This is a genomic window from Streptomyces sp. NBC_00887, from assembly GCF_045207585.1.
The window spans coordinates 8,648,100-8,671,250 of sequence record NZ_CP108788.1 but is presented as its reverse complement, the minus strand read 5'-3'; the positions used below and the strand labels follow the sequence as shown (position 1 = coordinate 8,671,250).

Sequence of the window (23,151 nt, the reverse complement as noted above, 5' to 3'; positions counted from 1 at the left end):
CCAGACACCGCGATCTCCTCACTGCTGTTCACACGCCCGATACACCGTCATCCTGTCAGATCCGGCGATCCTTGATCCGGCCCGTCGGGCCGCGTTCATCTGCCCTTTGTTCAGTGGCCGCACGCCCAGGGCGCCGCGGCGGTGGCTGCGTCCGCCTTCTCGCGCAGGGCACGCACGGCCTGGGCCGGGTCCTGGGCCCCGTAGACCGCGGACCCGGCGACGAAGACATCGGCTCCGGCCTCCGCGCAGCGCTCGATGGTGGTGGCGGAGACGCCGCCGTCGACCTGGAGCCAGAGCTCGAGGCCGTGCTTGGAGATCAGGTCACGGGTACGCCGGATCTTCGGCAGCATGATGTCCAGGAAGGACTGGCCCCCGAAGCCCGGCTCCACCGTCATGATCAGCAGCATGTCGAGCTCGGGGAGCAGGTCCTCGTACGGCTCGATCGGGGTCGCGGGCTTGAGTGCCATCGAGGCGCGCGCCCCCTTGGCCCTGATCTCCCGCGCCAGCCGTACGGGCGCCGCCGCCGCCTCCGCGTGGAAGGTGACGGAGCCGGCGCCCGCCTCGACGTACTGCGGTGCCCAGCGGTCCGCGTCCTCGATCATCAGATGGCAGTCCAGCGGGGTGTCCGTGGCCTTGCTCAGCGCCTCCACGATCGGCACGCCGAGCGTCAGGTTGGGCACAAAGTGGTTGTCCATCACATCGACATGGAGCCAGTCGGCGCCGTCGACGGCCTTCGCCTCCTCGGCGAGTCGCGCGAAGTCGGCGGACAGGATGCTGGGGTTGATCTGGGCCATGCACCAAGCCTGCCATGTTCCGCGCCACTTCCCCGCCTCGGTGCCCCCCAAAGCCTCACGGGATCATTACGGTTCGCACAATCCCGGCTTTTCGCCCGGCCTGCGGGCCAGGGGTCACCCCGTACGTCGCAGCAGCGCCAGATACATCGCGTCCGTGCCGTGCAGATGCGGCCACAACTGGACGTCTGGACCGTCGCCCAGCGCCGGTACTCCCGGCATCAGGGGGCGGGCATCCACCCACTCCGCCTCGACCGGCGCTCCGCCGCGCCCCTTGAGCACGTCCTCGACGACGATCCGGGTCTCGGCCAGATGCGGCGAGCAGGTCGCGTAGCCGACGACCCCGCCGATCCGGACGGCCTTCAACGCCTCGCGCAGCAGGCCCCGTTGGAGCGGCGCGAAGCTCTCCAGGTCCTCCGCGCGGCGACGCCACCGGGACTCCGGGCGGCGGCGCAGCGCCCCGAGGCCCGAGCACGGTACGTCCATCAGGATCCGGTCGAAGGTGCCCGGCTGCCAGGGCGGCCGGGTGCCGTCCGCGGTGACCACCTGGTACGGGCCCGGGTTGCCGGCCAGTGCCCGCTCGACGAGCCGGGCGCGGTGCGGCTGCTTCTCGGCGGCGAGCAGTGCCGCGCCGCGTCCGGCAGCGAGCGCGGCAAGCAGGGCCGCCTTGCCGCCAGGGCCGGCGCAGCCGTCGAGCCACCGTGTGTCACTGCCCTCCACGGGCGCGTTGGCGAGGGCGGTGGCGACGAGCTGGCTGCCCTCGTCCTGCACACCCGCGCTGCCGTCCTGCACCGCGGTCAGCGCACCGGGCTCGCCGCCCTCGGCCATCCGTACGGCGTAGGGGGACCAGCGGCCCGGCAGTCCGCTCTCCTCGCCCAGGGCAGCCAGCAGCTCGTCGGTGGTGGAGCGGCCGGGGCGGGCGACGAGCGTCACCTCGGGGCGTTCGTTGTCGGCTTCGAGGAGGTCCTCGATCCCGGCGCGGCCACCGCCCAGGGCGTCCCACAGCGCGGAGACGATCCACCGCGGATGGGAGTGGACGACCGAGAGGTGCTGCTCGGCATCCTCGTCGTACGACGGCGCGACGCGCTCCACCCAGGTGTCGAGATCGTGCGCCGAGACCTTGCGCAGCACGGCGTTGACGAACTTGGCACGCCCCTCACCCAGGACGACGCGGGCCAGCTCCACGCTGGCGGAGACGGCCGCGTGGGTCGGGATGCGGGTGCCGAGCAGCTGGTGCACGCCCATGTTGAGCACGTCCAGCACGGGCGGGTCCACCTCGCGCAGCGGCCGGTCGATGCAGGCCGCGACGATCGCGTCGTACGTGCCCTGGCGGCGCAGGGTCCCGTAGACCAGCTCGGTCGCGAGCGCGGCGTCCCGTCCGTCGAAGTCACCCTTGGCGCGTGCCTTCTTCAGCAGCGGGGGCAGGACGAGGTTGGCGTACGCGTCGCGTTCGTCGACGGCCCTGAGCGCTTCGAAGGCGAGGAACCGGACCGGGTCCTTCTGCGGGCGGCGATGCGGCTTGGCGGGACGGCGACGCTGCTGGTCGTTCACGTGAAAGGTGCTCCGCTGATGGTGAGAGTGGCGAACCCACCCAGCGTACGTCGCCGCCCGGACCGGCGGCACGGGCGGCGGCATGTGCGGCGACGTGGGCTCCGGAGGCGCGGGCGCCTCCCCGTCGTCAGAGTCCCAGGAGCTCGCCCGGGACGATGCGCACACCGCGCGCCCAGTCGGCGGCCTTCATCGGCTTCTTGCCCTGGGGCTGGACCCAGAGGAGCTCCACGGCGTGCGATCCGGTGCCCACGTACACGTTGTTCTTGCCCGCGGACAGCTCGCCCGGCGCCAGGTCGGCGCGGTCCAGGACGGGCGCTGCCTGGACCAGCTTGAGGCGCTCGCCCCTGAAGAGGGTCCACGCACCGGGGGCCGGGGTGCAGCCGCGCACGATCCGGTCGACCCGCAGCGCGGGTGCGGACCACTGCACCTGGGCGTCCTCGACGGTGATCTTGGGCGCGAGGGTGATGCCCTCGGCGGGCTGCGGTACGGCGTGCAGGGTGCCGTCCTCGATGCCGTCCATGGTCGCGGCGAGCAGCCCGGCGCCGGCGAAGGCCAGCCGGGTGAGCAGGTCACCGCTGGTGTCCGTGGGCCGTACCTCTTCGGTCAGGACGCCGTACACCGGTCCGGAGTCCAGGCCCTCCTCGATCAGGAAGGTCGACGCGCCGGTCACCTCGTCCCCGGCCATCACCGCGTGCTGCACCGGTGCGGCGCCACGCCAGGCCGGCAGGAGCGAGAAGTGCAGATTGACCCAGCCGCGGGCGGGAACGTCGAGGGCCGTCCTGGGCAGCAGCGCACCGTAGGCCACGACGGGGCAGCAGTCCGGGGCGATCTCCCGCAGCCGCGCCAGGAAGGCCTCGTCGCGCGGGCGTACCGGCTTGAGGACCTCGATCCCCGCTTCCTCGGCGCGCTCGGCCACCGGGCTGGCCACGAGGCGGCGGCCCCGCCCGGCGGGTGCGTCGGGACGGGTGACGACGGCGGCCACCTCATGGCGGCCGGAGGCGATCAGGGCGTCCAGGGCGGGGACGGCAACCTCGGGGGTGCCTGCGAAGACGAGCTTCATGGGTGGCGGACTGCCTCTCGGGCCGAAACGTACGGTGTGGCGAGCAGCACACCAGTCTAGGGGCTGTCCCGTCGTCCCTGACGGGCGCACACCCGGGACGACGGGGCGGCCCCGGGACCCGGCCACCGGGGGGCGTACGCACGCCTGTGCGCCCCGCGCATATGCGCATACGCCCCTGATGCGTGACCACATGGCCGGGTGAGGCGTTGGTCAAGAGAGATTGACCGAAGTGGGCCGCCGAAAGATGCGGTCCGATCCCTTTCAACGCCGGTTCGAGAGGCTTGTTCATGGCCGACCACGCAACCCACGACGCCCAGGCGCGTGCCAGTCTGCACCTGCTGGTGCGGGACATCGAGCGGGTCCGGCGGCAGGTGGACGCGCTGCGCACCCTCACTGCGCAGCTGGGAAACGTCTACCGTCCGCGCCGCTCCGGCCCGTCCGCGGGCTTCGTCGTCTACGGCAGGGCCCCGGCGCCCACCGTCCGGCTGGCTCAGGAACTGCGGGACAGCGTCGAGACGCTGGTCACGGCGGCGGTGGACTTCGACCGCTCGCTCGGCTTCTCGTGGGACGCGGTGGGCTCGGCCCTCGGGGTCACCAAGCAGGCGGTGCACCGCCGTTACGGTGCGCGGCGGAACACCCCGCAGCCGGGTACCGCCGAGGTCGCCGCCGAGTCCGCACCCCGTCCGCTGCCCGCGCCGCCCGGTTCCTCCCCCGTGCTGCCCGCGGTGCCCGCGGCCCGTTCCATGCCGCCGCAGCCGTCGGCGGACCGTCCCGCGCCGCGCGAGGAGCTGCGCCCCGGCGCCTTCCCCGGCCCCCGCAACGGCTGACCGGAGCGCTTCCTCTGCCCTCACCGCGTCCGCACGGCGGGGGCGGCGGCCATGGCGGCGGGGCCGTACGGCCTCGTCAGCCGATGTCCGGCGGGTCGATCCTGATCCGTACCGGATCTCCGGTCCCACGGGCCGTCCGCGCCGCCTGAGCCGCCTTCAGGGCGGCGGCGAGCGCCGCCCCGCGCCCTGGCGGAACCCTGACCAGTGCCCGTTCCCAGGTCTCGCCCGGCGGTGCGTCCCCCTGCCTCCGGGGCCTGCCGGAGACGGCCCCCGGCAGCGGTACCGGTCCGAGGATCTCCGCCTCCGACGGCAGTTCCACGGCGGCCAGGTACGCGGCGATCGCCTCCGGCGGCCCGGTCACCGAAGCCATCCGGGACACCGGGGGGAAGCCGAGCTCGGCACGCTCCGCGAGTTCGCGGCGGGCATGGCCGACGGGGTCCCAGCGCACGAGGGCCTGGACGGGCCGCAGGGTCGGCTCGGCCACGATCACCACCGTGCCCCCCTCAGGCTGTCCCCGCACCAGTGAGGCTGCGGCCGTCCAGCGCCGCAGTGCCTCCTCGCCGGCCCGCAGGTCCGGCCGGCCGACCATCGCCCAGCCGTCCAGCAGCAGCGCGGCCGCGTAGCCGCCCTCCGCCACGGGTTCGGCCCCGGGCGTGCTGACCACCAGGGCGGGCTGGTCCGGTACGGAGTCCAGCACGTGGTCCCGGCCCGACGTCCGCACCGGAACGGCGGGAAACGCCCGGCCCAGCTCCTCGGCGGTCCGCCGGGCACCGACGATCCGGGCCCGCAGCCGCCCGCTGCCGCAGGCGGCGCAGCGCCAGGCCGTCTCGGCGCGTCCGCACCAGGCGCAGTTGAGATCCTGCTGGTCCGGAGCCTCCAGCGGCCCCGCGCAGTGCCCGCACCGCGCGGGTTCGCGGCAGCGCTCGCAGGCCAGCCGGGGTGCGTACCCGCGGCGCGGCACCTGGATCAGCACGGGACCGCTGCGCAGCCCGTCCCGTACGGTCTGCCAGGCGAGGCTGGGCAGCCGGGCGGAACGCGCCGCCCCGTCCCTCGCGAGCTCACCGTCGCCGACCGTACGCACCAGGGGCGCCGCGATCCGCAACTGCTCCCGGTCCGCGCGCAGAGGCAGCGCCCAGCCGCTCTCGACCAGCTGGGCGGCCTCGACGGTGCAGTGGGTACCGCCCAGGAGGAACGCGCACCGGCCGTGCGCCGCCCTCAGCTCCAGGACTTCCCGGACGTGCGGGAACGGGGCGTTGTCGTCGCTGTGACTGGAGTCCCCGTCGTCCCAGACGGCCACCAGGCCCAGATCGGCGACGGGGGCGAACATGGCGGCCCTGGTCCCGACCACCGCGCGCACCGAACCGCGCCGGACGGCGAGCCACTCCCGGTAGCGCTTCTCGGGCCCCGAGTCGGCGGTCAGCAGCGCGTGGCGCCCCTCCCCCATCACCTCGGTGAGCGCGGCGTCCACACGCCCCGCGGTCCGCCCGTCGGGTACGACGACGAGTGCGCCCCGTCCCGAGGCCAGCGTGGCGGCGACGGCCCTGGCGATCTCCTCGGGCCAGTGCGGCCCGGGCAGTGCGGTCCAGACGGCTCTGGGCGCACCGCCCTCGGCCAGTGCGCCGAGGAACGCGGGCCCCTGGGCGTACCGCTCCCAGGTGCCGGGGGCCGGTGCCGGGGGCGGTGGCAGCGGCGCGGGTGACGCCTTGGACTCCGCCCGGCCGTTCCTGGGCGGCACGGCGAGCTGCAGCACATCGGCGAGGCTGCCCGCGTAACGGTCGGCGACGGCCCGCGAGAGCGCGAGCAGCTCGGGGCCGAGCACCGGCTCGGGCGAGACGACGTAGGCGAGCGCCGCCAGGGCGCCCTGATAGTCCGACCCGGCACGCCGCTCGATCAGGAATCCGTCGATCAGCCCACCGCCCTCGCGCCGCCCGCCGCGGACCTGGCGCCCCCCGGCCCCGAACCGCACCCGCACCCGGACACCGGGCTGCGCCTCGGCGTCGAGCTCCTCCGGGACCGCGTAATCGAAATACTGATCGAGGTGAAGCGCGCCCTTGTTCACCAGGACCCGGGCGACCGGCAGCTCCTCGGCGAGCGCCGCGCCCCGCCAGGTGCGGGGCTTGGCCCGCGGCACCTTGGCCCGGCGCACGGTCTCCCGGATGAGCGCAAGCTGCTCCGGTGCCCCGGCCTCGGGCTCGTCGGACCGCTCGTCTTCGCTGCTCACAGCCAAATTCCTACCAGACGCCACTGACACCGGTCGCGCCTCCCGCAGCGCACGCACAGGGGCCCGGACACCGTGTACGGCATCCGGGCCCCGGAGGGCTGACGTCGGCCGGGCTAGAGCCCCGCCGCCGCACGCAGCGCGTCCACGCGGTCGGTGCGCTCCCAGGTGAAGTCGGGCAGCTCACGGCCGAAGTGGCCGTACGCGGCGGTCTGGGCGTAGATCGGGCGGAGCAGGTCGAGGTCGCGGATGATCGCGGCCGGACGGAGGTCGAAGACCTCGCCGATCGCGTGCTCGATCTTCTCCGTCTCGACGGTGGCGGTGCCGAAGGTCTCGACGAACAGACCCACCGGCTCGGCCTTGCCGATCGCGTACGCGACCTGGACCTCGCAGCGGGCGGCGAGACCGGCCGCGACGACGTTCTTCGCCACCCAGCGCATGGCGTACGCCGCCGAGCGGTCGACCTTCGACGGGTCCTTGCCGGAGAAGGCGCCGCCGCCGTGGCGGGCCATGCCGCCGTAGGTGTCGATGATGATCTTCCGGCCGGTCAGACCGGCGTCACCCATCGGACCGCCGATCTCGAAGCGGCCGGTCGGGTTCACCAGGAGCCGGTAGCCCTCGGTGTCCAGCTTGATGCCGTCCTCGATGAGCTGCGCCAGGACGTGCTCGACGACGAACTCACGGATGTCGGGCGCGAGGAGCGAGTCCAGGTCGATGTCGGACGCGTGCTGCGAGGAGACGACGACCGTGTCGAGGCGGACGGCCTTGTCACCGTCGTACTCGATGGTGACCTGGGTCTTGCCGTCGGGACGCAGGTACGGGATGGTCCCGTTCTTGCGGACCTCCGACAGCCGGCGGGAGAGCCGGTGCGCCACGTGGATCGGGAGCGGCATCAGCTCGGGCGTCTCGTCGCAGGCGTAGCCGAACATGAGGCCCTGGTCGCCGGCGCCCTGCTTGTCGAGCTCGTCCTCGTCGCCCTCGACGCGCTTCTCGTACGCCGTGTCGACACCCTGGGCGATGTCCGGGGACTGCGCTCCGATGGACACGGACACGCCGCAGGAGGCTCCGTCGAAGCCCTTCTTGGAGGAGTCGTAGCCGATCTCCAGCACCTTGTTGCGCACGAGGTTGGGGATGTCGGCGTAGGCCTTGGTGGTGACCTCACCCGCGACATGCACCAGACCAGTAGTGATCAAGGTCTCGACGGCGACACGCGAGGAAGGGTCCTCACGCAGGAGCGCGTCGAGAATCGTGTCGCTGATCTGGTCAGCGATCTTGTCGGGGTGGCCCTCGGTAACGGACTCCGAGGTGAAGAGACGGCGGGACACATCGCTCCCTGGGGTTGCAGCGGCTGCTGGCTGATCATTGATGGACCTCCGGGAGCTGCGCCCGGCACGTTCCGTCGACCAGTTTATCGGTCGCTTCCGGTGAATGGGCCACGCGTCTCGCCCCTTGGGAGCTCTGTGACCGGCGGCACTGTTGACGTCAGTACGACAATCACTCCTTCCGGGTGTGAGAAATGACCGAATTTCTTGAGCTTCCATCCCGCCGGAGCGGCAACTGAGCAATCTAGCCGAAGCGCGCCGCCACCAGGTCCCAAACCGTGTCGGCGAGTGCTTCTTTCGGCCCGTACGGCACAGCGGTCTCGCCGCCTTCGGCCGAGAGCACCACCGCTTCGTTCTCCTCGGACCCGAAGGTCTTGCGCTCCCCCACCTCGTTGACCACGAGCAGGTCGCAGCCCTTGCGGCGGAGCTTCTCGCGGCCGTTGGCGAGGACGTCGTCGGTCTCCGCGGCGAAACCGACGACGACCTGGCCGGGGCGGGCCCGGTCCGCGGAGACCTCGGCGAGGATGTCGGGATTGCGGACGAGGACCAGGGGCGCCGGCTCCTGGCCGTCCTTCTTCTTGATCTTGCCCGCGGCGTAGTCCGCGGGACGGAAGTCGGCGACCGCCGCGGCCATCACCACCACATCGGCGTCGGCCACCGCCTTCAGCACGGCCTCGCGCAGCTGTACGGCGGTTCCGGCGCGCAGGACGTCGGCGCCCGCGGGGTCGGGCAGTCCGGTGTTCGCCTCGATCAGCGTCACCCGGGCGCCGCGGGCGACAGCGGTGCGCGCCAGCGCGTAGCCCTGCTTGCCGGAGGAGCGGTTGCCGAGGTAGCGGACCGGGTCGAGGGGCTCCCGGGTGCCGCCGGCGCTGATGACCACGTGCCGGCCTGCGAGGTCGGGTTCGGCCGGTCCGCGGGTCAGGACGCGGCGGCAGACCTCGAAGATCTCACCCGGGTCCGGCAGCCGGCCCTTGCCGGTGTCGACGCCGGTGAGGCGGCCGACAGCGGGCTCGATGACGACGGCGCCGCGGCGGCGCAGCGTGGCCACGTTCTCCTGCGTGGCCGGGTGCTCCCACATCTCGGTGTGCATCGCCGGTGCGAAGACGACCGGACAGCGGGCGGTGAGGAGCGTGTTGGTGAGGAGGTCGTCGGCGAGGCCGTGGGCGGCCTTGGCGAGCATGTCGGCGGTGGCGGGGGCGACCACGACGAGGTCGGCCGCCTGCCCGATCCGGACGTGCGGCACCTCGTGCACGCTGTCCCAGACCTCGCTCGACACGGGGTTGCCGGAGAGCGCCGACCAGGTGGCGGCCCCGACGAAGTTCAGCGACGCCCCGGTCGGCACGACCCGGACGTCATGACCGGACTCGGTCAGCCGGCGCAGCAGTTCGCACGCCTTGTAGGCGGCGATGCCACCGCTGACCCCCAGGACGACCTTCGGCTTGTCCACTGCGTCTCCCCGCACTCGTTTCTCCGCGCAACCGATGCGCACCCGGCTGCCCGCAGCCGGGGGACGTACGCACTCCATGCTGCCTCACCGCATGGGACGGCCCTCGGCGGGCCCGGCCCCGGACACACCACAGGCCCGGCGGTGATGACCGCCGGGCCTGTGGTGAAGGTGCGTTTCCTGCCTACTGTGCGGGGCCCTCGATGGCCTCGGAGGTCAGCAGGCCCGCGTTGATCTCGCGGAGCGCGATCGAGAGCGGCTTCTCGTGCACGTGGGTGTCGACGAGCGGACCGACGTACTCGAGGAGGCCTTCACCGAGCTGCGAGTAGTACGCGTTGATCTGGCGCGCGCGCTTGGCCGCGTAGATCACGAGGCTGTACTTCGAGTCGGTGGCCTCGAGGAGCTCATCAATCGGCGGGTTGATGATGCCCTCGGGCGTGGTGATGGAAGAGGACACTCTCTGCCTTCCGAAGGGGATAGAGATCAAAGAGATCTTTGATCATGCTGGTTCCGCAGTGGTGATGCTCTGCGTCCGCGGGGGCCGACGAGGTCAGTCGTCGATGCCGCGGAGGCCGGAAGCCTGCAGCATCAACGTTAGCAGCTCGCGTGCCACGTCCTCGACCGAGGTGTTGACAAGAGTCGTATCGAACTCCGCCTCGGCGGCCAGCTCGACCTTCGCCGCCGTGAGACGGCGCTCGATCACGTCGGGCGCCTCCGTCCCGCGGCCGGTGAGCCGGCGGACCAGCTCGTCCCAGCTCGGCGGCGCCAGGAAGACGAGCTGCGCGTCGGGCATCGACTGGCGGACCAGGCGGGCACCCTGCAGATCGATCTCCAGCAGCACCGGTTCGCCCGCCTCGAGGCGCTCCAGCACGGCCCGGCGTGGGGTGCCGTAACGGTTGCCCGCGAACTCCGCCCACTCCAGCAGCTCGCCGTTGGCGATCAGCTTGTCGAACTCCTCGGTGTCCACGAAGAAGTAGTGGACGCCGTTGCGTTCGCCGGGGCGCGGTTTGCGGGTCGTGGCCGACACCGAGAGCCAGACCTCGGGGTGAACCTTGCGCATATGAGCGACGACCGTGCTCTTACCGACCCCGGAGGGGCCGGAGAGCACGGTCAGCCGCGGACGTACGTCCGGGGGTACGGGGGAGTTCCCCCGGGATGTTGCAGCCATGGAGCGATTATCCCGCTTCTCAGGAGTGCCTGAGAACGTCAGGCGGCACTGCCGCCGAACTCACGCTCCAAAGATGCGATCTGGTTGGAGCCAAGACCCCGGACCCGGCGGCTCTCGGAGATGCCGAGCCGCTCCATGATCTGCTTGGCGCGGACCTTGCCCACGCCCGGCAGGGACTCCAGCAGGGCGGAGACCTTCATCTTGCCGATGACGTCGTTCTCCTGGCCCGACTTGATGACCTCGTGGAGGGAGGCGCCGGAATGCTTGAGTCGATTCTTGACCTCGGCCCGCTCCCGGCGAGCCGCGGCGGCCTTTTCGAGCGCGGCTGCGCGCTGTTCAGGGGTAAGGGGCGGAAGAGCCACGCCTACGTCACCTCGGATGTCGATCTGTCGGATACGGACCGCTGAGGAACGTGAAAGCCCCACAGCCGGTGAGCAACGAACAACCTGTGCTCGTTAGCTCTCGACGGAGACTAGCGGCCACGGCCGCCTGAGTCAGCGAGAACAGACGAAAAGTCCTGGTCAGCCTCAGCCGACCAGGACATTTCCGTCATAACAACCCGGATTTCTGGTCAGGATTCCGTCAACGCGCTGTTACGTGGCATGGTCAGCCATCCGAGACGGCTGCGCGGACCTCGTCCGCGAACCGACCGGCGGCTTCGCGCAGCCCTGACGCGTCCGGTCCGTGGCGCAGCACGCCCCGGCTCACGCTCGGCACCACATTGCCCACCGAGGCGCCGAACACACCGGGCAGATCCGCGGGAGTGGCGCCCTGGGCGCCGATGCCGGGAGCGAGCAGCGGACCGTTGATCGCCAGATTCACACCCGCGTCCCCGAGCGTGGCACCGACGACCGCCCCGACGGAGCCGAGCGGCGCCGCGCCCTCGTTCTCGGCGGCCATGTGGTCGAGCATCAGCTGGGCCAGCGGCCGGCCGTCCGCGGCGGTGGCACGCTGGACCTCGGCGCCCTCCGGGTTGGAGGTGAGGGCGAGGACGAAGACGCCCGAGCCGGAGATCGCGGCCGCGTCGAGCGCCGGGCGCAGCGAGCCGAAGCCGAGGTACGGCGAGACGGTGACCGCGTCGGAGAACAGCGGCGAGTCCTTGTCGAGGTACGTGGCCGCGTAGGCGCCCATGGTGGAGCCGATGTCCCCGCGCTTGGCGTCCATGAGCACCAGGGCCCCGGCGGCGCGCGCCTCCTCGACGGCCTTCTCCAGGACGGCGATGCCGCGCGAGCCGAATCGCTCGAAGAACGCCGACTGCGGCTTGAGCACGGCGACCCGGTCGGCCAGTGCCTCGACGACGGTACGGGTGAAGCGCTCCAGGCCCGCGATGTCGTCGTTCAGGCCCCAGGAGGTGAGGAGCGAGGCGTGCGGGTCGATGCCCACGCAGAGCGGTCCGCGGGTGTCCATGGCGCGGCGCAGACGGGCGCCGAAGGGTTCGAGGGTCACTGCATGACCTTCCGTGTCGAGGCGCCGACGGCTTCGGCGAGGGTGGCGTACGGGGAGGCGGCAAGGCGGGCGGCCAGGCCCTTGTGGATCGAACGGGCGTAGAACGGGCCCTCGTAGATGAAGGCGCTGTAGCCCTGGACGAGCGTGGCACCGGCGAGGATGCGCTGCCAGGCGTCCTCGGCGTTCTCGACGCCCCCGACACCGACGAGGGTGATCCGGGTCCCCACACGGGCGTACAGGCGGCTCAGGACCTCCAGGGAGCGCTCCTTGAGGGGTGCGCCGGAGAGTCCGCCGGTCTCCTTGACCAGCGACGCCGGGGACTTCAGTCCGAGACTGTCGCGGGCGATGGTGGTGTTGGTGGCGATGATGCCGTCCAGACCTAGCTCGACGGCGAGGTCCGCGACCGCGTCGACGTCGTCGTCCGCCAGGTCGGGGGCGATCTTGACGAGCAGCGGGACCCGGCGGTCCGTGACCGTACGGTCGGCGGCCTCGCGCACCGCCGAGAGCAGCGGCCGGAGCGCCTCGGTGGCCTGGAGGTTGCGCAGGCCGGGGGTGTTGGGCGAGGAGACGTTGACGACGAGGTAGTCGGCGTGGGCGGCGAGCCGCTCGGTGGACTTGACGTAGTCCCCCACCGCCTCGGCCTCGGGGACCACCTTGGTCTTGCCGATGTTGACGCCGACCGTCGTACGGAAGACGGGCCTGCGGGCGGCCAGGCGTTCGGCGACGGCCGCGGAGCCCTCGTTGTTGAAGCCCATGCGGTTGATCAGCGCACGGTCCGCGACGAGCCGGAAGAGGCGCTGCTTCGGGTTGCCGGGCTGCGGTTCACCGGTGACCGTGCCGATCTCGATGTGGTCGAACCCGAGCATCGACATGCCGTCGATCGCGATCGCGTTCTTGTCGAAGCCGGCGGCGAGCCCGAACGGGCCGTGCATCCTCAGCCCGAGGGCCTCGGTGCGCAGTTCCTCGTAGCGGGGGGCGAGCGCGGCGGCGACGAAGGTCCGCAGCACGGGGACGCGGGCCGCGAGGCGGATCCAGCGGAAGGCCAGGTAGTGGGCCTGCTCCGGGTCCATGCGCTTGAAGACCAGCTGGAAGAAGAGTTTGTACATCACACAGTCCTCATGAAGAGGGGGACACCGTTTCCGGTGTCCCCCCTGCTGGCGTCCTAGGGTCTTTCGTTCGGATCAGGCCGGATCAGGGAGCGGGGTCCGGTGCGTGCAGCTGCAAGGCGGAGGAGGGAGCCCACGCGATGGGGTCTCCTCTGCTCGAGCGAAGCCGAGAGCTCGGGGAAGTAAGCGACGACGACAACGCCGGAGGGGGTCCCCCCTGGCCCTTAAGGCCTTGGGGGAGTGCGTGCCGGACCCCGCGAGCCCGGCATGATCCGAACGGGAGGCCCTAGTCGCGGGCCGCGGTCAGATGTTCCGCGTGTTCCTGGAGGGAACGTACGCCGACGTCACCGTGGTTGAGCGCGTCGATGCCCTGGACGGCGGCGGCGAGCGCCTGGACCGTGGTGAGGCACGGCACCGACCGGGCGACGGCCGCGGTGCGGATCTCGTAGCCGTCGAGCCTGCCGCCCGTTCCGTACGGCGTGTTGACGATGAGGTCGACCTGGCCGTCGTGGATCAGCTGGACGATGGTCTTCTCGCCGTTGGGGCCCTCGCCCTCGGACTGCTTGCGCACGATGGTGGCGTTGATGCCGTTGCGCTTGAGCACCTCGGCCGTGCCGGACGTGGCCATCAGCTCGAAGCCGTGGGCGACGAGCTCGCGGGCCGGGAAGATCATCGAGCGCTTGTCGCGGTTGGCGACGGAGATGAAGGCGCGGCCCTTGGTGGGCAGCGGGCCGTACGCGCCGGCCTGCGACTTGGCGTACGCCGTGCCGAAGACCGAGTCGATGCCCATGACCTCACCGGTGGAGCGCATCTCCGGGCCGAGGACCGTGTCGACGCCGCGGCCGTGGATGTCGCGGAAGCGCGACCACGGCATGACGGCCTCCTTGACGGAGATCGGCGCGTCGAGCGGCAGGGTGCCGCCGTCGCCCTGCTTCGGCAGCAGGCCCTCCTCGCGCAGCTCGGCGACGGTCGCGCCCAGCGAGATGCGGGCGGCGGCCTTCGCGAGCGGGACCGCGGTCGCCTTCGAGGTGAAGGGGACGGTCCGCGAGGCGCGCGGGTTGGCTTCGAGCACGTAGAGGATGTCGCCGGAGAGCGCGAACTGGATGTTGATCAGGCCGCGTACGCCGACGCCCTTGGCGATGCCCTCGGTCGAGGCCCGCAGGCGCTTGATGTCGAAGCCGCCGAGCGTGATCGGGGGCAGTGCGCAGGCGGAGTCGCCGGAGTGGATGCCGGCCTCCTCGATGTGCTCCATGACGCCGCCGAGGTACAGCTCGGTGCCGTCGTAGAGCGCGTCGACGTCGATCTCGATCGCGTCGTCGAGGAAGCGGTCGACCAGGACCGGCCGGGTGGGGCTGATCTCGGTGGACTCGGCGATGTACGAGGAGAGGCGCGCCTCGTCGTACACGATCTCCATGCCGCGGCCGCCGAGCACGTACGACGGGCGTACGAGGACGGGGTAGCCGATCTCGTCGGCGATGGCCTTGGCCTCGGAGAACGTGGTCGCCGTGCCGTGCTTCGGGGCGGGCAGACCGGCCTCGGCGAGGACCCGGCCGAAGGCACCGCGGTCCTCGGCGGCGTGGATGGCCTCCGGGGAGGTGCCCACGATCGGCACGCCGTTGTCCTTGAGCGCCTGCGCCAGGCCGAGCGGGGTCTGGCCGCCGAGCTGGACGATGACACCGGCGATCGGGCCCGCGAGGGACTCGGCGTGCACGATCTCCAGGACGTCCTCGAGGGTGAGCGGCTCGAAGTACAGCCGGTCGGAGGTGTCGTAGTCCGTGGAGACGGTCTCCGGGTTGCAGTTGACCATCACGGTCTCGTAGCCCGCGTCGCTCAGTGCGAAGGAGGCGTGGACGCAGGAGTAGTCGAACTCGATGCCCTGGCCGATGCGGTTCGGACCGGATCCGAGGATGATCACCGCGGGCTTGGTGCGGGACGCGACCTCGCTCTCCTCGTCGTAGGAGGAGTAGAAGTACGGCGTGTTGGCGGCGAACTCCGCGGCACAGGTGTCCACCGTCTTGTAGACCGGGCGGATGCCCAGGGCGTGCCGTACCTCGCGCACGACGTCCTCGCGCAGACCGCGGATCTCGCCGATCTGGGCGTCGGAGAAGCCGTGCCGCTTGGCCTCGGCGAGCAGCTCGGTGTCGAGGCGCTCGGCGGCGGCCAGCTCGTCGGCGATCTCCTTGATCAGGAAGAGCTGGTCGACGAACCAGGGGTCGATCTTCGTGGCGTCGAAGACCTCTTCCTGGGTGGCGCCGGCGCGGATCGCCTGCATGACGGTGTTGATGCGGCCGTCCGTGGGGCGGACCGCCTCGGCGAGCAGCTCGGCCTTGTCGCCGGGCTCGCCGGTGAAGGCGAACTGCGAGCCCTTCTTCTCCAGGGAGCGCAGGGCCTTCTGCAGCGCCTCGGTGAAGTTGCGGCCGATCGCCATGGCCTCGCCCACCGACTTCATGGTGGTGGTGAGGGTGGAGTCGGCGGAGGGGAACTTCTCGAAGGCGAAGCGCGGGGCCTTCACGACGACGTAGTCGAGGGTCGGCTCGAAGGAGGCCGGCGTCTTCTCGGTGATGTCGTTGGGGATCTCGTCGAGCGTGTAGCCGACAGCCAGCTTGGCGGCGATCTTGGCGATCGGGAAGCCGGTGGCCTTCGAGGCGAGCGCCGAGGAGCGGGAGACGCGCGGGTTCATCTCGATCACGATGACCCGGCCGTCGGTCGGGTCGATGGCGAACTGGATGTTGCAGCCGCCGGTGTCGACACCGACCTCGCGGATGATCGCGATGCCGATGTCGCGCAGCCGCTGGTACTCGCGGTCGGTGAGGGTCATCGAGGGGGCGACGGTGATCGAGTCACCGGTGTGGACGCCCATCGGGTCGAAGTTCTCGATGGAGCAGACGACCACGACGTTGTCGTTCTTGTCGCGCATCAGCTCCAGCTCGTACTCCTTCCAGCCCAGGATGGACTCCTCCAGGAGCACCTCGGTGGTCGGCGAGAGCGTGAGGCCCTGTCCGGCGATGCGGCGCAGCTCGTCCTCGTCGTGGGCGAAGCCGGAACCGGCGCCGCCCATGGTGAAGGACGGGCGGACGACGACGGGGTAGCCGCCGAGGGTGTCGACGCCCTCGATGATGTCGTCCATGGTGTGGCAGATGACGGAGCGGGCGGACTCGCCGTAACCGATCTTCGCCTTGACGGCTTCGACGACGCCCTTGAAGAGGTCGCGGTCCTCGCCCTTGTTGATGGCCTCGACGTTGGCGCCGATGAGCTCGACGCCGTACTTCTCCAGGACACCGTTCTCGTGCATGGAGATCGCGGTGTTGAGCGCGGTCTGGCCGCCCAGCGTCGGGAGGAGCGCGTCGGGGCGCTCCTTGGCGATGATCTTCTCGACGAACTCGGGGGTGATCGGCTCGACGTACGTGGCGTCGGCGATCTCCGGGTCGGTCATGATCGTGGCCGGGTTGGAGTTGACCAGGATGACGCGCAGGCCCTCGGCCTTGAGAACGCGGCAGGCCTGGGTGCCGGAGTAGTCGAATTCGGCGGCCTGCCCGATGACGATCGGGCCGGAGCCGATGACCAGGACGGACTGGATATCGGAGCGCTTAGGCACGCTGGCCCTCCATCAGGGTAACGAAACGGTCGAAGAGGTACGCGGCGTCGTGCGGGCCTGCAGCTGCTTCGGGGTGGTACTGGACGCTGAAGGCGGGCCGGTCCAGGAGCTGGAGGCCTTCGACGACCTGGTCGTTCAGGCAGACGTGGGAGACCTCGGCGCGGCCGAACTCGGTGTCGGAGACCTTGTCGAGGGGGGCGTCGACGGCGAAGCCGTGGTTGTGCGCGGTGACCTCGACCTTGCCGGTCGTGCGGTCCTGCACGGGCTGGTTGATGCCGCGGTGGCCGTACTTCAGCTTGTACGTGCCGAAGCCCAGTGCGCGGCCCAGGATCTGGTTGCCGAAGCAGATGCCGAAGAGCGGGGTCTTCCGCTCCAGGACGCCCTGCATGACGGAGACGGGGTGGTCGGCGGTCGACGGGTCGCCGGGGCCGTTGGAGAAGAAGACTCCGTCGGGCTTCACCGCGTACACCTCGTCGAGGGTGGCGGTGGCGGGCAGGACGTGCACCTCGATGCCGCGCTCGGCCATGCGGTGCGGGGTCATGCCCTTGATGCCGAGGTCGATCGCGGCGACGGTGAACTTCTTGGTGCCGATCGCCGGGACGACGTACGTCTCCTTGGTGGCGACCTCGGCGGCGAGGTCGGCGCCGCTCATCTCGGGCGCCTGGCGCACCTTGGCGAGCAGTATGCCCTCGTCCGCGATGGCGTTGCCGGAGAAGATGCCGACGCGCATCGCGCCGCGCTCGCGGAGGTGGCGGGTCAGCGCACGGGTGTCGATGCCGCTGATGCCGACGATGCCCTGGCTGACGAGCTCCTCGTCCAGCGAGCGCCGGGAGCGCCAGTTGGAGGGCTTGCGGGCGGGGTCGCGGACGACGTATCCGGCGACCCAGATCTGCTTCGACTCGGCGTCGTCGTCGTTCACACCGGTGTTGCCGATGTGCGGGGCGGTCATCACGACGACCTGGCGGTGGTACGAGGGATCGGTCAGCGTTTCCTGGTAACCGGTCATGCCGGTGGAGAACACCGCTTCGCCGAAGGTCTCCCCCACGGCCCCGTAGGCGCGGCCGCGGAAGGAGCGGCCGTCCTCCAGGACGAGTACGGCGGGAGCTTTGTCGGCTCCCCGGGTGGAGATCGTCATCGTGCGGTGCCTTCCGTAGTGCTGGTGAGGTGGTTGACGGCGTCGACCCAGGCCGGGTGCTCGGCGGCGTGGTCGGAGCGGAAACCGGAGTCGATCAGCCTGTCGCCGTGCGCCCAGGTGATGACCAGGAGGCCGCCCTCGGGGAGGACCTTGCCGGCGAGCGCCTTGTCGAGCCGGGCCTCGCGCAGTGCGGCGGCGGGGACGAAGAAGTCGGCCGCGCCGGGGCGTACGACGTCGAGGCCCTGCTCCGTGAGGGTGAGTTCCACCCGGCTGCGGGTGCCGAGGCCGTGGGCGACGATGCGGTCGAGCCACTGTCCCGCAGTGGTCGACGCGTGGTAGCGGCCGGTCAGCGTGAGCAGCTTCTCGCCGTCCGCGAATCCTTCGGGGGCCGTGGCGAGCTCGGGCAGATCGGACTGGAGGCTGCCGCGCCACTTCCACCCCTGGCGCATCAGCCAGTAGACGAAAGCGATGAAGACGACCAGTCCGAGGACCCAGCTGATGCGGGCGGACCAGTCGGTCACCTCCGCCGACTTCTGCTCGGCGGCCAGCTGGTACAGCTGATAACTGGGGTTGAGTGTTGTCACGCGAGCTTCCCGTCGACGACCGTGGCACGGCCCCGCAGGAAGGTGTGGGTCACTCGGCCCGGCAGCTCGCGACCCTCGTACGGAGTGTTGCGGCTGCGGGACGCGAAGCCCGCGGGGTCCACGGCTCCACGGTATGCCGGATCGACCAGTGTGAGGTTGGCGGGCTCACCCGCCGAGACGGGCCGGCCGTGTCCTTCGAGCCGGCCGATGGCCGCGGGACGGAACGACATGCGGTCGGCGACGCCCGCCCAGTCGATGAGACCGGTGTCCACCATCGTCTGCTGGACCACGGACAGCGCGGTCTCCAGGCCCACCATGCCCATGGCGGCGGCGGCCCACTCGCAGTCCTTGTCCTCGTGCGGGTGCGGGGCGTGGTCGGTGGCGACGCAGTCGATCGTGCCGTCGGCGAGCGCCTCGCGCAGGGCCATCACGTCGGCCTCGGTGCGCAGCGGCGGGTTCACCTTGTAGACGGGGTCGTAGGTCCGTACGAGCTCGTCGGTGAGGAGCAGGTGGTGCGGGGTGACCTCGGCGGTGACGTTCCAGCCCTTGGACTTGGCCCAGCGGACGATCTCCACGGAGCCGGCGGTCGAGAGGTGGCAGATGTGCACCCGGGAGTCGACGTGGGCGGCGAGCAGTACGTCGCGGGCGATGATCGACTCCTCGGCGACGGCGGGCCAGCCGCCGAGACCGAGCTCGGCCGAGACGATGCCCTCGTTCATCTGGGCGCCCTCGGTGAGGCGGGGCTCCTGCGCATGCTGGGCGACGACGCCGTCGAACGCCTTCACGTACTCCAGGGCGCGTCGCATGATCACCGCGTCGTCGACGCACTTGCCGTCGTCGGAGAAGACCTTCACTCCGGCGGCGGAGTCGTGCATGGCTCCGAGCTCGGCGAGCTGCTTGCCCTCCAGGCCGACGGTGACGGCGCCGATGGGCTGCACGTCGCAGTAGCCGGACTCCTTGCCGAGCCGCCAGACCTGCTCGACGACGCCCGCGGTGTCGGCTACGGGGAATGTGTTGGCCATGGCGTGGACGGCGGTGAAGCCGCCGACGGCCGCGGCCCGGGTGCCGGTGAGCACCGTCTCGGAGTCCTCGCGGCCGGGCTCGCGCAGGTGCGTGTGCAGGTCGACGAGGCCGGGCAGCAGGACCTGGCCCGCGGCCTCGATCACGGTGGCGTCGCCGGCGTCGAGTCCGGTGCCGACCGCGGAGATGGTCTCGCCGTCGATGAGGACGTCCTGGGGCTCGCCGCCGAGGACCTTCGCACCGCGGATAAGGATCTTGCTCATGGTTACTTGTTCTCCTCGGTACGGTTGTGAACGGCGGGAGCGGCGGGCTCGGAGCCGCCGAGCAGCAGGTAGAGCACGGCCATGCGGATCGACACGCCGTTGGCGACCTGCTCGACGACCGTGCAGCGGTCGGAGTCGGCGACGTCGGCGGTGATCTCCATGCCGCGGACCATCGGGCCGGGGTGCATGACGATGGCGTGCTCGGGCATGCGCGCCATGCGCAGGCCGTCCAGGCCGTAGCGGCGCGAGTACTCGCGCTCGGTCGGGAAGTACGCGGCGTTCATCCGTTCGCGCTGCACACGGAGCATCATCACCGCGTCGGACTTCGGCAGCACCTCGTCGAGGCTGTAGCTGACGTCGCAGGGCCACTGCTCGACACCGACGGGCACCAGGGTGGGCGGGGCCACCAGGGTGACGTGCGCGCCGAGCGTGGTCAGCAGGTGGACGTTGGACCGGGCCACCCGGCTGTGCAGGATGTCGCCGACGATCGTGATGCGGCGGCCTTCGAGGTCCCGGCCGAGCCCCGCGTCGGCTCCGACCAGCCTGCGGCGCATCGTGAAGGCGTCCAGCAGTGCCTGGGTGGGGTGCTCGTGCGTGCCGTCGCCCGCGTTGACGACGGCCCCGTCGATCCAGCCCGATGTCGCGAGGCGGTACGGAGCCCCCGAGGCGCCGTGCCGGATGACGACGGCGTCGGCGCCCATCGCCTCCAGGGTCAGGGCGGTGTCCTTGAGGGACTCGCCCTTGGAGACGGACGAGCCCTTCGCGGAGAAGTTGATGACGTCGGCGGACAGCCGCTTGGCGGCGGCCTCGAACGAGATGCGGGTGCGCGTCGAGTCCTCGAAGAAGAGGTTGACGACGGTACGGCCGCGCAGGGTGGGGAGCTTCTTGATCGGCCGGTCCGCGACCCGGGCCATTTCCTCGGCGGTGTCGAGGATCAGGACGGCGTCGTCGCGGGTGAGATCTGCGGCCGAGATGAGGTGACGCTTCATCTGGGGTTCTCCGTGGATGGTGGAGGGATCAGGCATGCGGGCGTGCGGAAGCTGCCGTACGGCCACTGGAGCGGCGTACGGGGCGCGGAGCTACTGCTCGCCCGCCGGGACGGTCTGCTTGACGCCGAGCAGCACGGCGTCGCGGCCGTCCTCCTCGGCGAGCTGGACCTTGACCGTCTCCCGCAGCGACGTGGGGAGGTTCTTGCCGACGTAGTCGGCACGGATCGGGAGTTCACGGTGGCCGCGGTCGACGAGGACCGCGAGCTGCACGGCGCGTGGACGGCCGATGTCGCCGAGCGCGTCGAGTGCGGCGCGGATCGTGCGGCCGGAGAAGAGCACGTCGTCGACCAGGACGACGAGCCTGCCCTCGATGCCCTCACCGGGGATCTCCGTGCGGGCAAGGGCGCGCGCGGGGCGCATCCTCAGGTCGTCGCGGTACATCGTGATGTCGAGCGATCCGACCGGCGTCTTCCGGCCGGTGATCTCTTCGAGTTTCCCGGCGAGCCGGGAGGCGAGGTAGACCCCCCGCGTCGGGATGCCGAGGAGCACCACGTCGTCGGCGCCCTTGGCGCGTTCGACGATCTCGTGGGCGATTCGGGTCAGTACCCGGGCGATGTCGGGAGCCTCGAGAACGGGGCGTGCCGCATTGCCGTGGTCGTCATGCTGTGCGTCCATAAGAAACGGACCTCCTTCTCCGCCTCACTGGACGGACGTTAAAGGACGTCGAAATTGCGTCATCCACGTTACCAGGGCTTGTGCGAGCCCCGACCCCGCCCCCGGGAGGTGGCAGTCCGGACCTTTCAGCTTGACGCATCCAAGTAACGCTGCGTAACCTCACAGTGAGTTACCAGCCACGCGGCGGAGCCGCAGAATGTTCCAGCGTCCGGGGAGCCTTATGTCCAGCGAATACGCAAAACAGCTCGGGGCCAAGCTCCGCGCCATCCGCACCCAGCAGGGCCTCTCCCTCCACGGCGTGGAGGAGAAGTCGCAGGGCCGCTGGAAGGCCGTAGTGGTCGGTTCGTACGAGCGCGGCGACCGCGCCGTGACCGTGCAGCGCCTTGCCGAGCTGGCGGATTTCTATGGCGTCCCGGTGCAGGAGCTCCTGCCCGGCACGACGCCCGGCGGTGCTGCCGAGCCGCCGCCGAAGCTCGTCCTCGACCTGGAGCGCCTCGCCCACGTCCCGCCGGAGAAGGCCGGACCGCTGCAGCGTTACGCGGCGACGATCCAGAGCCAGCGCGGCGACTACAACGGCAAGGTGCTCTCGATCCGCCAGGACGATCTGCGCACGCTGGCCGTGATCTACGACCAGTCGCCGTCCGTGCTCACGGAGCAGCTGATCAGCTGGGGCGTTCTGGACGCCGACGCGCGCCGCGCAGTGGCCCACGACGAGGGCTGACAGCCGCAGCAGAAACGTACCGCCGGGTAGGCGGGGGCCCTCGCGGGCACCCCGCCGGCCCGGCGTTTCCGTTCCCGGCGCCTTTCCGTTTCCGGGGCGGCTCGCACCTCGGCAGGTGTGGGGCGCGGCCCTGCCGGGCGGGGTGGCGGCGCCGGGCACGCCGAAGGGCCCACAGCTCGCGCCATGGGCCCTTCGTTCGGCTGAACACCGCCGGGCTACTGCTCCCGGCGGAGGTTCGGCTTGAGATCCTTGAAACGGGCCAGCAGGCCGTTCACGAAGGACGGGGAGTCGTCCGTGGAGAACTCCTTGGCGAGCTGGACCGCCTCATCGATCACCACGGCGTCCGGGGTCGAGTCCATCCAGATCAGCTCGTACGCGCCGAGCCTGAGGATGCTCCGGTCGACGACCGGCATGCGGTCGATCTCCCAGTCCACGGCATAGGTGACGATGAGGTCGTCGATGCGGTCCGCGTACTGCGCGTACCCCTCGACGAGCTCCATGGTGAATTCGCCGACCGGCGGCTGACGGTCGTCGGTCCGCGAGAGCCGAACCCAGTCCGCGAGGACCGTCTGCACGGACTCACCGCGCTGGTCGGCCTCGAAGAGGATCTGGAAGGCGCGCTTGCGGGCCTTGTTCCGGGCAGCCACGGTTAGCTGTTCACCCGGCCGAGGTAGTCGCCCGTACGGGTGTCGACCTTGATCTTCTCGCCGGTGGTGATGAAGAGCGGGACGCCGATCTCGTAGCCCGTCTCCAGGGTGGCGGGCTTGCTGCCACCGGTGGAGCGGTCACCCTGGACACCCGGGTCGGTGTGCTGGATCGTCAGCTCGACCGCGGCCGGCAGCTCGACGTAGAGCACCTCGCCCTCGTGCTGCGCGACCGAAGCGGTGAAGCCCTCGATCAGGAAGTTGGCGGCGTCGCCGACAGCCTTGCGGTCGACCATCAGCTGGTCGTACGTGTTCATGTCCATGAAGACGAAGTACTCGCCGTCCATGTACGAGAACTGCATGTCTCGGCGGTCAATGGTGGCCGTTTCGACCTTCACGCCGGCGTTGAACGTCTTGTCGACGACCTTGCCGGAGAGCACGTTCTTGAGCTTGGTACGCACGAAAGCCGGGCCCTTGCCGGGCTTGACGTGCTGGAACTCGACGACGGACCAGAGCTGGCCTCCGTCGAGCTTGAGCACCAGGCCGTTCTTGAGGTCGTTCGTGGAAGCCACGGTTGCGGAATCTCCTGGAC

The 23,151-nt window shown here is 70.8% G+C and carries 21 protein-coding genes; 2 read left to right on the top strand and 19 right to left on the bottom strand.

Annotated features, from left to right (window positions below; genetic code table 11):
• Window positions 1–110 precede the first annotated feature (110 nt).
• From rpe to fmt, 3 genes are all read right to left on the bottom strand, one after another.
• Window positions 111–794: a ribulose-phosphate 3-epimerase gene (rpe, locus tag OG844_RS39605; RefSeq protein ID WP_406388605.1), complete on the bottom strand. Its 684-nt coding sequence runs from the start codon at window positions 792–794 to the stop codon at window positions 111–113.
• Between the two features lie 114 nt (window positions 795–908).
• Window positions 909–2,342, bottom strand: a complete 1,434-nt coding sequence (locus tag OG844_RS39600) for a transcription antitermination factor NusB (protein ID WP_351172610.1) — start codon at window positions 2,340–2,342, stop codon at window positions 909–911.
• 127 nt (window positions 2,343–2,469) lie between these two features.
• Window positions 2,470–3,402: a methionyl-tRNA formyltransferase gene (gene fmt / locus OG844_RS39595; protein WP_329212964.1), complete on the bottom strand. Its 933-nt coding sequence runs from the start codon at window positions 3,400–3,402 to the stop codon at window positions 2,470–2,472.
• Window positions 3,403–3,689: 287 nt separating this feature from the next.
• Between fmt and OG844_RS39590 the strand changes: the two genes are divergently transcribed.
• The gene (locus tag OG844_RS39590) at window positions 3,690–4,229 is read left to right on the top strand and encodes a hypothetical protein (protein ID WP_406388607.1); all 540 of its coding nucleotides are present in this window, start codon (window positions 3,690–3,692) and stop codon (window positions 4,227–4,229) included.
• Between the two features lie 76 nt (window positions 4,230–4,305).
• On the opposite strand, the gene OG844_RS39585 is transcribed toward OG844_RS39590, so the two are convergent.
• The 14 genes from OG844_RS39585 to pyrR all read right to left on the bottom strand — a co-directional run bounded on the left by OG844_RS39585 (window position 4,306) and on the right by pyrR (window position 21,194).
• A complete protein-coding gene (locus tag OG844_RS39585; RefSeq protein WP_406388608.1) occupies window positions 4,306–6,450 on the bottom strand; it encodes a primosomal protein N' in 2,145 nt (714 codons plus the stop codon).
• 113 nt (window positions 6,451–6,563) lie between these two features.
• The gene (gene metK / locus OG844_RS39580) at window positions 6,564–7,772 is read right to left on the bottom strand and encodes a methionine adenosyltransferase (protein WP_406388609.1); all 1,209 of its coding nucleotides are present in this window, start codon (window positions 7,770–7,772) and stop codon (window positions 6,564–6,566) included.
• A gap of 241 nt (window positions 7,773–8,013) precedes the next feature.
• Window positions 8,014–9,216, bottom strand: a complete 1,203-nt coding sequence (gene coaBC / locus OG844_RS39575) for a bifunctional phosphopantothenoylcysteine decarboxylase/phosphopantothenate--cysteine ligase CoaBC (protein WP_406388610.1) — start codon at window positions 9,214–9,216, stop codon at window positions 8,014–8,016.
• A 181-nt stretch (window positions 9,217–9,397) separates the two neighbouring features.
• Complete coding sequence (gene rpoZ, locus OG844_RS39570) at window positions 9,398–9,670, bottom strand: DNA-directed RNA polymerase subunit omega (RefSeq protein WP_003970369.1); 273 nt, start codon at window positions 9,668–9,670, stop codon at window positions 9,398–9,400.
• A 93-nt stretch (window positions 9,671–9,763) separates the two neighbouring features.
• The gene (gene gmk, locus OG844_RS39565; RefSeq protein WP_406388611.1) at window positions 9,764–10,381 is read right to left on the bottom strand and encodes a guanylate kinase; all 618 of its coding nucleotides are present in this window, start codon (window positions 10,379–10,381) and stop codon (window positions 9,764–9,766) included.
• 38 nt (window positions 10,382–10,419) lie between these two features.
• Entirely contained in the window at window positions 10,420–10,743 is a 324-nt protein-coding gene (locus tag OG844_RS39560; RefSeq protein WP_018524251.1) for an integration host factor, read from the bottom strand.
• Between the two features lie 244 nt (window positions 10,744–10,987).
• The gene (gene pyrF / locus OG844_RS39555) at window positions 10,988–11,827 is read right to left on the bottom strand and encodes an orotidine-5'-phosphate decarboxylase (protein ID WP_356415400.1); all 840 of its coding nucleotides are present in this window, start codon (window positions 11,825–11,827) and stop codon (window positions 10,988–10,990) included.
• Window positions 11,824–12,933, bottom strand: coding sequence for a quinone-dependent dihydroorotate dehydrogenase (locus OG844_RS39550; RefSeq protein WP_406388613.1), 1,110 nt, complete (start codon window positions 12,931–12,933; stop codon window positions 11,824–11,826). The genes pyrF and OG844_RS39550 overlap by 4 nt, the downstream gene beginning before the upstream one ends.
• A gap of 286 nt (window positions 12,934–13,219) precedes the next feature.
• Window positions 13,220–16,528 (bottom strand): carbamoyl-phosphate synthase large subunit, encoded by a 3,309-nt coding sequence (gene carB, locus OG844_RS39545; protein WP_406388615.1) that lies wholly within the window; start codon window positions 16,526–16,528, stop codon window positions 13,220–13,222.
• Window positions 16,521–17,663 (bottom strand): glutamine-hydrolyzing carbamoyl-phosphate synthase small subunit, encoded by a 1,143-nt coding sequence (gene carA, locus OG844_RS39540; protein WP_406388617.1) that lies wholly within the window; start codon window positions 17,661–17,663, stop codon window positions 16,521–16,523. The genes carB and carA overlap by 8 nt, the downstream gene beginning before the upstream one ends.
• Window positions 17,660–18,247: a hypothetical protein gene (locus OG844_RS39535; protein ID WP_406388619.1), complete on the bottom strand. Its 588-nt coding sequence runs from the start codon at window positions 18,245–18,247 to the stop codon at window positions 17,660–17,662. Before OG844_RS39535 ends, carA begins: the two co-directional genes overlap by 4 nt.
• Window positions 18,244–19,530 carry a dihydroorotase gene (locus OG844_RS39530; RefSeq protein WP_406388621.1) on the bottom strand — a complete coding sequence of 429 codons (1,287 nt, stop codon included), beginning with the start codon at window positions 19,528–19,530 and terminating at the stop codon, window positions 18,244–18,246. The genes OG844_RS39535 and OG844_RS39530 overlap by 4 nt, the downstream gene beginning before the upstream one ends.
• Before the next feature lie 2 nt (window positions 19,531–19,532).
• Complete coding sequence (locus tag OG844_RS39525) at window positions 19,533–20,519, bottom strand: aspartate carbamoyltransferase catalytic subunit (RefSeq protein ID WP_406388622.1); 987 nt, start codon at window positions 20,517–20,519, stop codon at window positions 19,533–19,535.
• A 90-nt stretch (window positions 20,520–20,609) separates the two neighbouring features.
• Window positions 20,610–21,194 carry a bifunctional pyr operon transcriptional regulator/uracil phosphoribosyltransferase PyrR gene (gene pyrR, locus OG844_RS39520; protein ID WP_329212938.1) on the bottom strand — a complete coding sequence of 195 codons (585 nt, stop codon included), beginning with the start codon at window positions 21,192–21,194 and terminating at the stop codon, window positions 20,610–20,612.
• Window positions 21,195–21,414: 220 nt separating this feature from the next.
• Here pyrR and bldD point away from each other — a divergent pair, with 220 nt between their 5' ends.
• A complete protein-coding gene (bldD, locus tag OG844_RS39515; protein ID WP_014157378.1) occupies window positions 21,415–21,915 on the top strand; it encodes a transcriptional regulator BldD in 501 nt (166 codons plus the stop codon).
• 215 nt (window positions 21,916–22,130) lie between these two features.
• Here bldD and nusB read toward each other — a convergent pair whose 3' ends face one another.
• Window positions 22,131–22,562 (bottom strand): transcription antitermination factor NusB, encoded by a 432-nt coding sequence (gene nusB, locus OG844_RS39510; RefSeq protein ID WP_056787023.1) that lies wholly within the window; start codon window positions 22,560–22,562, stop codon window positions 22,131–22,133.
• Window positions 22,563–22,564: 2 nt separating this feature from the next.
• Window positions 22,565–23,131: an elongation factor P gene (gene efp, locus OG844_RS39505; protein ID WP_031097761.1), complete on the bottom strand. Its 567-nt coding sequence runs from the start codon at window positions 23,129–23,131 to the stop codon at window positions 22,565–22,567.
• Between the last annotated feature and the right edge of the window lie 20 nt (window positions 23,132–23,151).